At 36.5% G+C, this 14,668-nt stretch carries 11 protein-coding genes and 1 pseudogene; 9 read left to right on the forward strand and 3 right to left on the reverse strand.

Annotation, left to right across the window (positions count from 1 at the left end):
* Positions 1–130: pseudogene (locus P20495_RS22685) on the reverse strand (S46 family peptidase); the annotation flags it as partial.
* 157 nt (positions 131–287) lie between these two features.
* Between P20495_RS22685 and P20495_RS21595 the strand changes: the two are divergent.
* From P20495_RS21595 to P20495_RS09545, 3 genes are all read left to right on the forward strand, one after another.
* Positions 288–389 (forward strand): transposase, encoded by a 102-nt coding sequence (locus tag P20495_RS21595; RefSeq protein ID WP_083503366.1) that lies wholly within the window; start codon positions 288–290, stop codon positions 387–389.
* Between the two features lie 219 nt (positions 390–608).
* Positions 609–1,070 (forward strand): hypothetical protein, encoded by a 462-nt coding sequence (locus P20495_RS09550; protein ID WP_008136449.1) that lies wholly within the window; start codon positions 609–611, stop codon positions 1,068–1,070.
* Positions 1,071–1,209: 139 nt separating this feature from the next.
* The gene (locus P20495_RS09545) at positions 1,210–2,571 is read left to right on the forward strand and encodes a S41 family peptidase (RefSeq protein ID WP_083829676.1); all 1,362 of its coding nucleotides are present in this window, start codon (positions 1,210–1,212) and stop codon (positions 2,569–2,571) included.
* A 305-nt stretch (positions 2,572–2,876) separates the two neighbouring features.
* Here P20495_RS09545 and P20495_RS09540 read toward each other — a convergent pair whose 3' ends face one another.
* Both P20495_RS09540 and P20495_RS09535 read right to left on the reverse strand, forming a co-directional pair.
* Complete coding sequence (locus P20495_RS09540; protein WP_008136452.1) at positions 2,877–5,048, reverse strand: S46 family peptidase; 2,172 nt, start codon at positions 5,046–5,048, stop codon at positions 2,877–2,879.
* A 304-nt stretch (positions 5,049–5,352) separates the two neighbouring features.
* Positions 5,353–7,146 carry a M61 family metallopeptidase gene (locus P20495_RS09535; protein ID WP_008136453.1) on the reverse strand — a complete coding sequence of 598 codons (1,794 nt, stop codon included), beginning with the start codon at positions 7,144–7,146 and terminating at the stop codon, positions 5,353–5,355.
* A gap of 204 nt (positions 7,147–7,350) precedes the next feature.
* Between P20495_RS09535 and P20495_RS09530 the strand changes: the two genes are divergently transcribed.
* From P20495_RS09530 to P20495_RS09505, 6 genes are all read left to right on the forward strand, one after another.
* On the forward strand, positions 7,351–8,886 hold the full coding sequence (locus tag P20495_RS09530; RefSeq protein WP_007376310.1) for a GGDEF domain-containing protein: 1,536 nt from the start codon (positions 7,351–7,353) through the stop codon (positions 8,884–8,886).
* A gap of 75 nt (positions 8,887–8,961) precedes the next feature.
* A complete protein-coding gene (gene ppnN / locus P20495_RS09525; RefSeq protein WP_007376311.1) occupies positions 8,962–10,305 on the forward strand; it encodes a nucleotide 5'-monophosphate nucleosidase PpnN in 1,344 nt (447 codons plus the stop codon).
* A gap of 10 nt (positions 10,306–10,315) precedes the next feature.
* Entirely contained in the window at positions 10,316–11,089 is a 774-nt protein-coding gene (gene xni, locus P20495_RS09520) for a flap endonuclease Xni (protein WP_008136454.1), read from the forward strand.
* A gap of 69 nt (positions 11,090–11,158) precedes the next feature.
* Positions 11,159–11,536 (forward strand): DUF3192 domain-containing protein, encoded by a 378-nt coding sequence (locus tag P20495_RS09515; protein WP_008136455.1) that lies wholly within the window; start codon positions 11,159–11,161, stop codon positions 11,534–11,536.
* 17 nt (positions 11,537–11,553) lie between these two features.
* The gene (locus P20495_RS09510) at positions 11,554–13,242 is read left to right on the forward strand and encodes a hypothetical protein (protein WP_008136456.1); all 1,689 of its coding nucleotides are present in this window, start codon (positions 11,554–11,556) and stop codon (positions 13,240–13,242) included.
* A 388-nt stretch (positions 13,243–13,630) separates the two neighbouring features.
* On the forward strand, positions 13,631–14,638 hold the full coding sequence (locus P20495_RS09505) for an isocitrate dehydrogenase (RefSeq protein ID WP_007376316.1): 1,008 nt from the start codon (positions 13,631–13,633) through the stop codon (positions 14,636–14,638).
* Positions 14,639–14,668: the final 30 nt, after the last annotated feature.

Below are 14,668 nucleotides of genomic sequence, written 5' to 3' on the forward strand. Positions count from 1 at the left end.
CTACATTTGATAAAAAGTTAACGGGTACTGTATTCATACCACCTGTGTAATCACCATAAAGCTTGGCTTTAATTTTCTCTTGTAACTTTTTAGGTGCATTAAATGGGTCAACATCGGTATTTTTAACTAAACCAGACAGCCACTCTAATTAAAAAATAAAACTGTGCACCTTAGAAAGTGCAAATTTAGGATGGATGTCTAGTTTATTGTGTTTTCTAGTTTATTGTGTTTGCAAACGATTAGGCTGTATTTAACCCGTGTTCGGCAATATTACCGTCAACAAAGGCATGAATAAATTGATCTTACGAGGTCAAACGAAAGTTAATACGCAATGGCAACTTTATTGCATCGTTCATAATATAGAAAAGCTGCAAAACACGATGCATTGAAAAGGGGAAGCCTTTTTAATCTAAAATAAAGCCACTAAAGCACCCGTAATCCCGTCCAAAACGCCAATTAAAACAATATCGAACACTTCTTTATATTCTGCGTAAAAATACAGTAATCAATTGAACCAAAATAGGAACTCGGCTATGGTCTATTTATCAATAAAAATAAATAAAAGAACGAGTTAATCTACAGGCTCGTTAGCTATCAAGGATAGAATTGTGAAATTATCACGTATATTGCTATTAACGTTTTTATTTAGCTTCCAATCAAATGCAGAAGGGTTTGATGCGAAAGCCTTCTTTGAGTCATCAATTAATAATACAAAAGCGAAAGCTCATGAGTTTGTTAATTTATATTTGACTAAAAAACAGTTTAAAAAACCCCATGAGCTTTTATGCTCAGATATTGCAGAAAAAATGCCTTTATCAAGTTTAGAGGCTGCTTACGAACAACTAAACAAGTTCGCTGATCTAAGTAAATTCAAAAACCCTGAAATTATTGATGCTAATGTTCAATTACATGAAACTGAGCCATACGGTTTAGTTAATTATGTTGTGGTATTAAAAGATAAAGACAATCAAAAGTTAACAGGCTCAGTGACTTTCAGAGCTAAAGATACTTGTATCTGGGGTTGGCGTTTTCAGCCGATGATTACTAAGTCATTCGACTTTGATAACTAACAACACGCCCTGAGGTGGACGACTAGTAAAATTTAGCTATTAATTGCAAATTTTTAAAATGGTGAGCCTCACTTAATTTAGCCAACAGTAATTTTCCGCTTAGCCTAGTTTGGCTGTGATTCACTATTAGGAGTAAACTTTGCATAAAGGGATTTTGTTATTTCTACTCACCGTACTTTGTACCATTAATTCTGCGAACTCCGCAGAGACAACTTGGAAAACCCAAGGTTATGGCTACGTTTTTTATACTGTGGACAATAAAACAACAGCTTTTGATTTAACAACTAAGCATTGTTTGGAAAACCACTTTATCACCGATGAGTTTGAACAAATCTCGTTCATCGAAGAAACACAAAAAGTGAATAAATATACTCGCTTACTTAACTTTGGTGGTTTATTTCCGTTAAAACTAACGAAATTAGATAGTTTACCCGCTCAATGTCAATCCAAAAAAATTGTTAGTATAAAAGACAAAAACTATGAATTTAATGCCAGTATTGTTCTTGACGTTCTAATGAATAATTTTGAAGAGCACTATGCATTTTCAAAAGATAAAAATATTAGTTGGGTTGAGCAGAGAAAACTTTGGCAAAAAAGAATAACCTCAAAAACTACGCAAGATGAGCTATTTAGTATCATAGATGACTTTCTTAAAGAATTACGCGACGGTCATGCCATATTACTTAATCAAGAACTTGATAGGCTTTCACATTACTCACCAAGAAAGTGGTCATTTTGGGATGAATTAAAAGCGCACTCAGTAAATTACCCTGAATACTCAACTTACTGGGAATTACATACCGCATTAATTGAAAAGTCTCAGGAAAACATTAAGAATTACATTGATAAAAACTATTCTACTCTTCAATATCACGATAATTTTACCTTAGCAAAAACGCCTCAAAATATTGCCTATTTAAAGATAAGTAACTTTGATGATTTCTCAAATAATGACGTAAAAGCAACAAAAGAGGTTATGGAGATATTTACGCCTATCATCAAACAAAGCAATGGTTTAATTATTGACTTACGTTTTAGTATGGGTGGAAGTGACTTAGTGGCATTTTCTATTTTATCTTACTTAATAGATTCAGAATTAGCCTTGGGGGGGAAACAGTTTAAAACATCGACAGGTTACAGTGAACTTCAAAAAATTGTTGTCGCCCCATCAAAAATTAATAATTACACAGGAAGCATTGTTGTTCTAACTAGTCAAAAAACACCTAGTGCGGCTGAAGTATTTCTTTTAGGTTTACAAGCAAGAGGCAATGTTACTTTTATTGGTGAAAGAAGCAACGGAGCTTTTAGCGATGCGTTAACAAAGGCTTTGCCTAATGGTTGGGGGATAACATTATCAAATGAAAGGTATCTCAACTCTCATGGAGAAAATTACGAAAACATTGGATTGCCTGTAGATCATGAATTTGTATTTCTTAATGTGACCAATATTGAAACCGGAAAAGATGTGCAGCTTAATGAGGCAATTAAAGCTTTTAGATAGGTGCATTCGGCGTATAACGAGGCGTTACCAATGTCTGCTGTTAGCACTCTCCAGCGACTCGACAACATAAAATATTGATAATAATTGACAAGGTATTTTACTGTGTCGGATGCCGTGGCTTCGCCACTTATCAGACCTACGTCAAAATGTAGGTTGGTTAAGCCGAAGGCGTCACCCAACAGAGTATCGATTCACGCCTTGAAGTACAGCAGCTAGCACTTTGCAGTCATAAATAAGCGAATCAAACATCAATAAAAAAGGCGCTTCCTTTACGGTAAGCGCCCTTCTGTTATCTCACTAATTACTTATTTTACGATTGTCATTTCGTCTAACAAGTTTTGTGCATTATCTACTTTATCCATTACCCACAGCATGTAGCGTGAATCAACATGGATTGAGCGATTAAGCTCAGGGTTGTAATCCCAGTCACCAATAATACTTTCGTAAACACCGTCGAACAGTAAGCCTACAAGCTCTGCTTTACCGTTAAGTGTTGGCGAACCTGAGTTACCACCGGTAGTGTCTACATTTGATAAAAAGTTAACGGGTACTGTATTCATGCCGCCCGTGTAATCACCATAAAGCTTGGCTTTAATTTGCTCTTGTAACTTTTTGGGTGCATTAAATGGGTCAACATCGGTGTTTTTAGCTAGTAACCCTTCAAGCGAGGTAAAGGGTGTTGCTACCAAGCCGTCTTGAGGTGAGTAGCCGCCTACGGTGCCATAGGTTACTCGTAGTGTGCTGTTGGCATCGGCGTATACAGGTTTGTTTTTAGCTTTGTTAAACGCAATGATTGCGCTCATTAGCTCTGGGCGAGCTGCTTGTAATTTACCTGCAAGTGCTTTTGATTTATCTTCCTGTGCTTTCATTACTTTAAATATGGCTTTAGCGTACTGCACAAATGGGTCTTGGCTTTGATTTAGCTGGCTAAACGATTGCTCAAATAATGAATTACGAACCGTGGCATTATCTAGTCTTGACTGTTCATACATGCTATCAAGTAACGCGCTTTGAGTTGCTTTATCAAACCCATTTTGTACTTTAAATACGTTATCAACCTCGCTAAAACGCTCTTCTTTTGGAAGTGCTGCATACAGTTCTAAAAAGTGCAGTAAAATAGCTTTGTCTACTTTGCTATCATAACGGCGCGTCATGCGCTCAAGCCCTGCTTTAATACGAGGTAAGTCACGTTCTTGATAACCAGATTCACGTTCGCTATTTGGCTGTTGTTTTTCGTAAGCTAGGCGGTATAAACGTCGTGCTGTGCTGATCATTTGTGAGCGATGTACATAACCTAACATTCGGTCGCGTTCACTGTGCTCTTGTGATTGTGCAATTAGATCAGATAGCTCACCTAATACGCTTCCGTATTGTTCTTTACGCTCACTATCGCTATTGATCCATTGTGTTAACTCTTGCTCAAACTGTTTTTTGCGCTCAAGCATAGTGCCTTTTTTGAAGCTTTCGATCATCGAACCAAAGTTTTTAATGTAGTTATTATAACCTGCAATGGTGCTTTCGTAAGCAATACGCGCTTTACTGCCGTCTTCTGAGTTTTCTTCAATAAGCGACACGTATTTTGAGTTATGAACGCGTGCTTTAGGGTAGCTGTCGTTAAATACGTTATCTACCTCTGTTGCAATGCGGTAGCGGTTAGTACGCCCTGGGTAGCCTGTAACCATTACAAAGTCGCCTTCTTGCACGCCTTTAGCACTTACTTTTAGGTAAGAGTCTGGTACGTAAGGTACGTTGTCTTCGCTGTACTCTGCTGGTTTTCCATCTTTGCCTACATAAGCGCGGTAAAAACCAAAGTCGCCTGTATGGCGCGGCCACATCCAGTTATCTATATCGCCACCGTATTTACCTACGCCCATAGCTGGTGCGTAAGATAAACGTACGTCTTTAATTTCAAGTGACTTAATTAGGTAAAACTCTAAACCACCATGAAACGAATACACGTTACAACGGTAGCTTTCGTCGGCTTCACACTGGGCTACTAGCGCTTTTTCGTTTTTTACTATTGCGTCGTAGCGTGCTTTAGCGCTTAGTTTTTCGATACCTTTATTAACTTTGTCAGTCACATTAGTAACTGTTTGTGTGACGTATACGCGTGAACCCGGCGCTGCGGGTAAATCCTCAGCAGGACTTTTAGCTAAAAAGCCATTTTCTAAAATATTGTTCTCAGGCGTTGAATTGTACTGAACAGAGCCATAAACACAGTGATGATTTGTAACCACTAAGCCTTTTGGCGATACAAACGATGCTGTACAACCGCCTAGGCTAATTACCGCATTCATTGGGAATTCGGTTAATTTAGAAATAGATTCAACATCAATTTCAAGCCCTTTGGCTTTTAAAATTGATTCTAACTCTGGAAGTTGGTGTGGTTGCCACATGCCTTCATCGGCTATGGCACTACTTGAAAGTGATAAAGAAAATGTGGCGACTAATGTAGCTACAAGAGGTTTTAAACGCATTATAGAATCCTTTTTATTGTTTGTTCGATAGTAACCGATTTACTTATTAAATAATTGAGCCATTACTAAGAATGATAAATGACAAAGTAAAGGGAGCACACACTCCCTTACTTTAAATTAATGTATTTAAACTAGATTTAATACCAATCTGCTTATATATGAAGTCTATTTAACGTTAAGAAAATCACGCTAGAACTAGGCAAAAATTTTTGTATCTAGTTGTTCTAAATAAAAAATTTTTAACGACGTTATAGTGAAATTTAATTCGTTAAATTGTTCAAGTATTTATGCAGGTTGGTATAAATCACTTTTCGTCTTTTTTTACATCTGCAGGGTGTTCTACACCGATCCACGCTTTAAATAGCGCTTTTTGTTCAAGCGTAGCGTCTTTATTAGCAACTACTTTTTTAGGTTTATCAAAATCTTCTGATAATACTAATGTTAAGCTATCAAGAGCATCGCGACGAATATAGTCAACGGTTACTTTCTCGCCTGCTTTAAATGTTTCTAGGCTCGTTTTTAAATCTTTACCTACATGATGCTTATTTATAGCAACAATTTTATCATTGGTAGTTAAACCCGCTTCCCATGCACTTCCGCCACGACGAACGTAACTTAGTGTTAGTAACTCACCGGTATTTTTAGCGGTGGCGTCAATACTCGCAAGCGCTTTTGCTTTTTCTGGTCGTTCATATTTTAAGCCCACTTTAGCAAGTAACTCATCAAAGTTGATACTTGCAGGCGATTCTACATTTTCTTGCCACCAGCTTGAGTAATCACGCCCTGTTAAATCTTTTAAAATGTTAAGCACATCTACGTCTGTAAACCCTGCTGGCATTTTATGATTGTTATAAAGTGCTTTGTGCACATCGCGGTAGCTTATTGTACCTTGGCTTTTTTCTAGTAAGTCGATATCTAAAGCGAGTGAAAGTAACGAACCTTCTGAATAAATATTGGTACTGTAATTACGTGCGTGATCGCCACCTTGATTAATCCATTTATCAAAACTTGTTTCGCTTGCGCTTTGCACTTCACGGCCCGGTGTTTGTAAATGACGATTAATTGTTTTACTCATTACTTTAAAAAATTCATCTGTTGTTTGAATGCCTGAGCGCACTAATAAATGATCTTCAAAGTAACTTGTTGAACCTTCTGCGATCCAAAGTAGTTTAGAGTAATTCATATTCGTGTAATCGTACGGCACTAAACCCTGTGGGCGGTATGCTTTTACATTCCATGTATGAATAAATTCGTGTGCGGCTGTGCTTATAAAACCTAAGTAATCTTCTCGGCTACCAAATCGATCGCGTGGGCGTTGTATAATAGTAGAGTTTAAATGCTCAGTTGCACCACCCGCTCCCGACGTTGCATGTACCATAAATACATAACGCTCATACGGATAGCCATCCCAAATTACATTACCTGTCGCTACTAGCTTTTTCAGATCTGTAAGCATTAAATCTACATCGTAGTTACCATCGCCCCATACAACTAAGTCATATTCGCGGTCATCTACTTCAAATGTGTGTAATTGATTTATACCTGTTTCGATTGGCGAATCAACAAGCACATCGTAGTTAGCTGCTTTGAATGAATTTTTACCTTCTAAATTATCCATACCTGATACAGAACGCCATTTTTTAGGTATATCTAAATTGACTGTTACTGGCTCTTGACGAAACGACTCGCTAAACATAAAAAAACCTGATGCATCAATAAATGCATGGCTGTCGTCAATATGACGGGCGCGTTTGCCTAGTTCATTTGCATACACTTGATAATCAACATTAACTTCTGTTGGCTTATTAAGATGTACACGCCATGTACTATGGTCAACTTTTTCCCACGTTAACTCTTTGCCATCTTCATCTTTTGCATTGAAGTAACGTACGCCATTGGCTAAGTTTAAAATTTCGTATCGGCCTGTACGCCAAGCAGGAAGTTTTACATCGATATGAGATTGTGCTGATTTTGGAAATTCAACACTTACATTACCCAAATGATGCTGTGGTTCAGATATTTTTAATTCGTAATTTACATCAGCAAAAGCTGAAGTAGAACATGCAGCTACAATCGATAAAGCTAATAACTTTTTCATAAAAACTCTTAATAGAAACTTAATTACTAGCTAGATTAACAAGCTCGGATTTAAATGTGAATTAAATACGATAAAGAGTCTTGTACATGAGTTTATACGCATTAGCTTACTAAAATTACTAAGTTTTTAGTTAGATAACTACACATAACAAAAATTTGTTGTAAACTGAAGATAATATAACTAATACGATGGCGGTAAGCTTAGGTGTCTGATAAATCTAACGCTACAGATAAGAAACTAAAACAAGCAATTGACGCCCGAATGGCTGTTGAAGACGCGCGTAAATATCAGGTGGACACTCTTTCTGATTTCTCAGCTAAATTGTCATTGAGTTGTAAAGGTCTTGATACTGAATTAGACAATAGGCTAGCTAAATTCAGGGCTGCACTCATTAAAGGTGTTAGCTTTGAAGATCTATCGCCATTGATAAGTGAAACAATTGTTTTATTAAAAAACCAAGAATCAGTACAACTCTCCCAACAACGAGATTTGTATAGCAGCGTACAGAATGCTGGTAAACAACTGCAAAAAACAAAAGGATTACCAGAGGATACACGTAGAACACTTCGCCATTTGTTAGATCACGAAATTAATCAAGTGCACTCTACCCATGATTTTATACCTTTACTTGACCAACTAATTTCTTTTTATCATCAAACATTAAGTCTCAAACTAGAAGCTGCGTCTGACGATGAATGTACTGCAACACCTGAGCTTGCACAAAAATTACTAAAATTAGCTAACGAATTAGTGTTGGAAGACGAAGCAACTGAAGAAATTAAATACATAAAAAATTGTATTACAGAAAGCGACACGTTAGATGCACTGTTAAAGGCTTCTATTAATATAATTAGTGTTATTGTAAAGAATATTAATAAAGAGCGTAAATCGGCACAAAGCTTTTTATCTTCTTTAAACCAAACACTTGAAGATTTACATCATTCAATTGTATCAACAAGTAAACACTCAAAATCGATGGAAGTTGAGTTTGATGTTTTAAATAAAAGCATTGAAAGTAAGATTAAAAATCTTAATGTGCAAACTCAAAATGCAACTTCTATATCATCTTTAAAAGAGTTGGTTGATAACGAATTAAAATCGCTTAGTGAAGACTTTATTGCAAAAGAAAAACTTGAACGCACTGACAGAGAAATGCTGGTTTCTAGCTTTGATGAAATTAATGGTCGTATTGGTAGCCTTGAAAGCAAACTAACAAAATATAAAAAACGCTTAAATGAACAACGTTTCAAAAGTCTATTGGATAGTTTAACAAAACTGCCTAATCGTGCTGCATTTGATGAACGTTACAACCATGAAATACACCTATTTAATGTTCAGTCATCGGATGTCACTCTTGCGGTGATTGATGTTGACCATTTTAAATCCATTAATGATAGATTTGGTCATACTGCTGGGGATATAACACTACAAGTTATAGCCAAAGCACTACAAAAATCGGTTAGAAAATCAGATTTTATTGCCCGTTATGGCGGTGAAGAGTTTGTTTTACTTATGCCTAGTACTTCGCTCATAAATGCTACGGCCCCTCTTGATAAACTGAGGAAGATAATTAAAAGTATTCCTTTTAAATTTAAAGATAAACAAATTGAAATAACTATTTCTCTAGGTGTTACTCAGTTAAAGAAAGGCGATACACCTATAATCGCTTTTGACCGAGCAGATGATGCTCTTTATGAAGCGAAAAATACAGGTCGGGATCGTCTTTGTATAAGTAAATAATGTCATATTTTTTATTTTAAATAAAAGATATCACGAAGTGGTAATTTACATAAAAGAATAGCAAGGAGAACGCCGATGCTAATACAATTAAACCCAACTGGGGTTTTAGATTTATTGTCACAACTAGAAGTTGATTTATTAGAGCAATCATCCACTAGCGAGCGCTATAAACTATTTAGAAATTGTGCACTTGCTGTGCTAAACGTGGGGAGTCATACGGACGCCAGCAACGAAATTTATGATAAATATCAAGATTTTGATATACGCCTATTGAGCCGTGAACGCGGGATTAAAATTGAGCTTGAAAATCCACCCTTAACTGCTTTTGTAGATGGTGAGATCATCACCGGTATTCACGAACATATTTTCTCTGTTATCCGCGATATTTTATTTATATGTCAAAAATACGAAAAAAATCTTAAAGAACAAAAAGCCATTACTCATATGGTGTTTGACATGCTAAGAAATGCCGATGCATTGCGCGTAAATAGCGAACCTAGCATGGTAGTTTGTTGGGGCGGACATTCTATTAATGAAGTTGAATACAAATATACTAAGCAAGTGGGATACGAATTAGGCTTACGCGGTTTAAATATTTGCACAGGCTGTGGACCTGGCGCAATGAAAGGCCCTATGAAAGGAGCCACCATTGGCCACGCGAAACAACGCATTAAAGATAATCGTTACTTAGGCTTGACTGAACCAAGTATTATTGCTGCTGAACCACCGAACCCAATTGTAAATGAGCTGGTAATTTTACCTGATATAGAAAAGCGTTTAGAGGCATTTATACGCACCGCTCACGCTATAATTATTTTTCCTGGTGGAGCTGGCACCGCAGAAGAGCTTTTGTATTTATTAGGTATATTGTTACATCCTGACAACGCCAAACAATGCATGCCTGTGATTTTAACGGGCCCAAAAGAAAGCGAAGCTTATTTTAAAGAACTGTGCGAATTTGTTGAAATGACATTAGGTAAAGAAGCGCTCAACAAATTTGAAGTAATTATTGATGACCCTAAATTAGTTGGACAAACATTAAAGTCAGCAATGACTGATGTACGCAATTATCGTAAAAGCGAAGGTGATGCGTATTACTTTAACTGGACGCTAAAGATTGATAACGATTTTCAGCAACCTTTTGCACCAACCCATGAAAATATGGCTGGTCTTGATTTACACCTTAATCAACCAAAACAGTTATTAGCAGCTAATTTACGACGAGCATTTTCAGGAATTGTTGCCGGCAATGTAAAAGACGAAGGTATAAAAGCGATTAAACAAAATGGCCGTTATATTTTAAGCGGTGAACCCGCTTTGATGAAAGATATGGATAAACTGCTTCAGGCATTTGTTGACCAAGGACGTATGAAGCTCCCTGGTAGTAAGTACACTCCATGTTATGAAATAAAAGCATGAGTTTTATAATTTGAAACCACATTTACTTCTTATAGATGCGCTTAATCTAATTAGGCGCATTTACGCGGTTGACGTAAACCAAAAACACCACAGTGATGATCAAATGATCGAAGCATGTTGTGCTAGAGTAGCTCATGCATGCAAAAAACTACTTAACACTACCAACGCCACCCATGCTATTGCTGTGTTTGATGGTGACAGAAGTTGGCGTTACCATTTCTATAAAAATTACAAACATTCACGCTCGCCAATGCCACAAATTTTGAAGGATGCATTAATACATTTCAAAACAGCCATTGAAGAAACAGGTATTGTAGTATTTGAACCTATTAATGACGAAGCTGACGACATTATTACCACTCTTGCGTGTAAAGCTGCAACGAATAATATAAGCAACACAATTGTATCTACTGACAAAGGTTTCTTACCTCATTTAGGTCAATACATAACTATTTATGATTACTTTAAAAAGCAATATCTTGATGAGCACAGTATAAAAGAACGTTTTGGAGTTCAACAAAGTAGGTTAGTAGACTTTTGGGCACTCGCTGGTGATAAAACCAATGATATTCCAGGCGTAAAAGGCATAGGGATAAAGTCGGCTCAACAACTTATTAATAATTATAATACTGTTGAGCAAGCGCTAGAAGATAAATTACTAAGCCCAAGTATTCATAAAAAGCTAGAAGCAAATATGGAAATGTATGTAATCTCAAAACAACTGGTTAGTTTACGCACGGATATAAACTTGGGTTTTAGTTTAAAGCAATTAAGGCTTAGTTAGTCGCATGTTTATAGCGTGTGCTAATTACAATACGTATACTATTATTAGATTCTGTGACCAGAGTAAATAATGTTGAAAAAGTTTTTTAGGTATTTAATTCTAGGTTTAGGGCTATATGCGCTAATAGCAACATTGGTGATCACTTTTTATAAAGATGACCCCCAAGCGATGATTTGGCAAGACCGCGAAGCATTTAATAAACGTTATATCGAAAAGCTTTCACTAGAGCAGCCTACTACTATTAATAGTGTACTTGACTACTTAGGCAGCCCAGATCTTACTTTTGCAAAACGTAATAATGATGAAGTACTTCAAATCATTTTTTATCGCACGCAACATAAAACGTCCGATGGCATAACAACCATAGATGAATGTACCGGGCTGTTATTTAAAAATGGTCAACTTATTTTGTGGGGGCCTAGTGCTTATAAAAAATATCAGGATTAAAACTAGGTGAAGGCATAATGAATGAGCCTATTTCTGTCAAACTAAACCAATTACTTGAAAATACAAAACTATTTTTAACTTTATATAATGTAAAAAAACAATGGCAGACAGTCTACCCTGCAGTATGTAAACTTTCTGAGCAATACAGAGAATTATATGAGCAATACCCTGTAGCTTTACAAGCTAGGTGTGCTGTATTTAACCCTAAATATAGTTACTCTGTTAATTTGGTTATCAATCAATGTGTTTTAACCACTGCTTTGTGTAAAAGCCAGCAATACAATAATCAGCTTAGTGAATTATATATCTGTGCTGCACTTGTTGATCATTTATGCGTGGGTGAGCAACTAAACAAGCTTTCCAAACAGTTAAAGTTTAGTGATAGTGATAAAAAAATATGGCAATTACGCCACCAGCTCACCGCTAAAATAATCTTAACTGGCGGTGATTCAGCAAAACCAATAACGCAAGTTCTTGCAAAACTAAGTAAGTACAAGCAAGCATTAGTCACTACACCAAAAATAATGCTTTATGATGGTGGCATTACGCTTGTTGCTATCGCTAATATAATTGCAATGAACATTACTTATAGCCCTTCTAAACAACATATTAGTCTTTTTAAAGCTCTTGGCGATTTATATATACGTACACCTAACCTATTTGCGCAACAGCTAATAAAATTTTCAATCGCACATATAGGCCCATTATTACCGGGTAGCCGAGTTATATATAATGATCAATTAATGGTGTATTTGGCCAGCGACAATCAGCAGCGCCATATACTAATAAACGCCGAGAATAAAAATAAAATAGCGTGGTATAGAGTCAAGGCATTGCTAAACAGCAACGCTATCCAGTGGCAATCAAATGATTCACGTATCCAAATTAGTGTATGGGACAGTGAGCATATAACTTCCACTGCCAATATACTAAATAATGGGTCGCTAGCTTTGATAGAGTTAATTAGTCGTCTTAAGTTGCAGCATGAATACAGCTACAAAGCGTTAAGCCAAATTATGGCGCCTTATCCTAATGTAATAGAAAATCTATGTGAGGCTGTAAAACCTTATAATAATGAACATCAAGTGGCTAAAAATTTGAAACATAGTCTATCTATGGTTGGTTATTTTAATGCCCCTGCAATTATTCAGCGAGTTATATTTGAGCAACTGGTTAAGGTAACTCCTCACCCTTTACAACAATTTGTTTTAACGCGACTAGAGTGCATAGTAGAAATTATTGCTCTATTGGTTAGTAAAAATAAAATGATTCAATTTGAACATATCGCACTGCCTCTTTATGGCTATGCTTATTTTTTATTAACACAATGCAGTACACATATATCTAGAAAAATAATGATTGATGAAACACCTAACACCACATTGAATACGCCTATTAGTGCCTTTTTTGGTGTTAGTTCATTAGACACTGAGCAGCTAAAAGCACAACTTACATTACTACTAAGTGATAACCCTTGGGCAATCGCATTATTGGAAGCTGAACACCTTCCAAAAAAGCAGCTCAATGAACGCAGTAAACTATGGGTAGCAATAAAGGCGCTTACACAAACCGTATTTAAACCGCAGCTAAAGCTAAGCACTTGGCAACAGCAAATATTAGATCAGCAATTAACTACTCAAAAATGGGAAAACCATCACTTATTTAATGAACAGCTCCAAGAGCTTGCCTTATCTAATACTATTTAATACCAATCCGTAATAATACTTAATCAATTTGAGGGATTAAACCTGACGCTAACTGCGTTTAATCTACTTGCAATAAGCAAGCTAATGACGCGCAAATTCGCCTTTTTTCATTGAAAATCTCTGGCTAGAAAAATAATTTTAAATATCATTATGGTTCAATATGTTAGTAAATATCTTATATCTGTGTTCAGGTTATTTAGTCTTTTTATTTCCATTATAAATACAATTTATACCCAGTATTTGTAGTATAAACTGGCAAAATGGGCGATAAGTTGGTATAAATGCGCCCTTACAATTTTCAATCCCATTCACATAAATGACCTAACAAGCTGTTACTCTCTCAGAGTAATAATTTATGTGCAAATCAAAATCTTTAAAGGAAAAGTCAATGGCCAAACAAACCATCACAGTGATCAAAGGCGACGGCATCGGTCCGAGCATTATCGACTCAGCACTTGAAATATTAAAAGCCGCAGGTTGCGACTTTGATTATGAATTTGTTGATGCAGGCCTTGCAGCACTTGAAAAAACAGGTGAGTTACTTCCGCAAGAAACGGTTGATACCATTGCTAGAAACAAAATCACATTAAAAGGTCCTTTAACTACGCCTGTAGGTGAAGGTTTTACGTCTATTAACGTAACGCTTCGTAAGCAATTTGGTTTATACGCTAACGTACGCCCAGTTAAATCATTTGTTGGTACTAAAGCGCGTTACGACGATATTGATATCATTACTATTCGTGAAAACACCCAAGGTATGTACTCAGGTGCTGGCCAAGTAGTAAGTGAAGACGGAAATGAAGCACAAGCAAAATCGATAATTACGCGTGAAGGCGCAGAAAAAATCGTAACTTTTGCATACGAGCTAGCGGTACGCGAAGGTCGTAAAAAAGTAACTGCCGTTCATAAAGCTAACATTTTAAAATCAACATCTGGTTTGTTTTTAAAAGTAGCACGTGAAGTAGCAGAGCGTTACCCACAAATTGAATCAAATGAAATGATTGTTGATGCAACATGTATGAAACTGGTAATGACACCTGAAGAGTTTGACGTAATTGTTACGACTAACTTATTTGGTGATATTTTATCTGACCTTTGTGCTGGTTTAGTTGGCGGTTTAGGCATGGCACCTGGTGCTAACATTGGTGAAGACGCAGCAATTTTTGAAGCTGTACATGGCAGCGCGCCTGATATTGCAGGCAAAAATCTAGCTAACCCAACATCTGTAATTTTAGCATCTATTCAAATGCTTGAGCATTTAAATATGGGCGATACAGCAGAGCGTATTCGTAGTGCTGTTGCTGATGTAATTAAATCAGGCGACCGTACAACTCGCGATTTAGGTGGCAGCCACGGTACAACTGATTTCACTCAATCAGTAATTGACCGTTTATAATTAATATTTGTTATTAATTTAAAAAGCCCG

The sequence above is a fragment of the Pseudoalteromonas sp. BSi20495 genome (assembly GCF_000241185.1).
GTDB lineage: Bacteria > Pseudomonadota > Gammaproteobacteria > Enterobacterales > Alteromonadaceae > Pseudoalteromonas > Pseudoalteromonas fuliginea.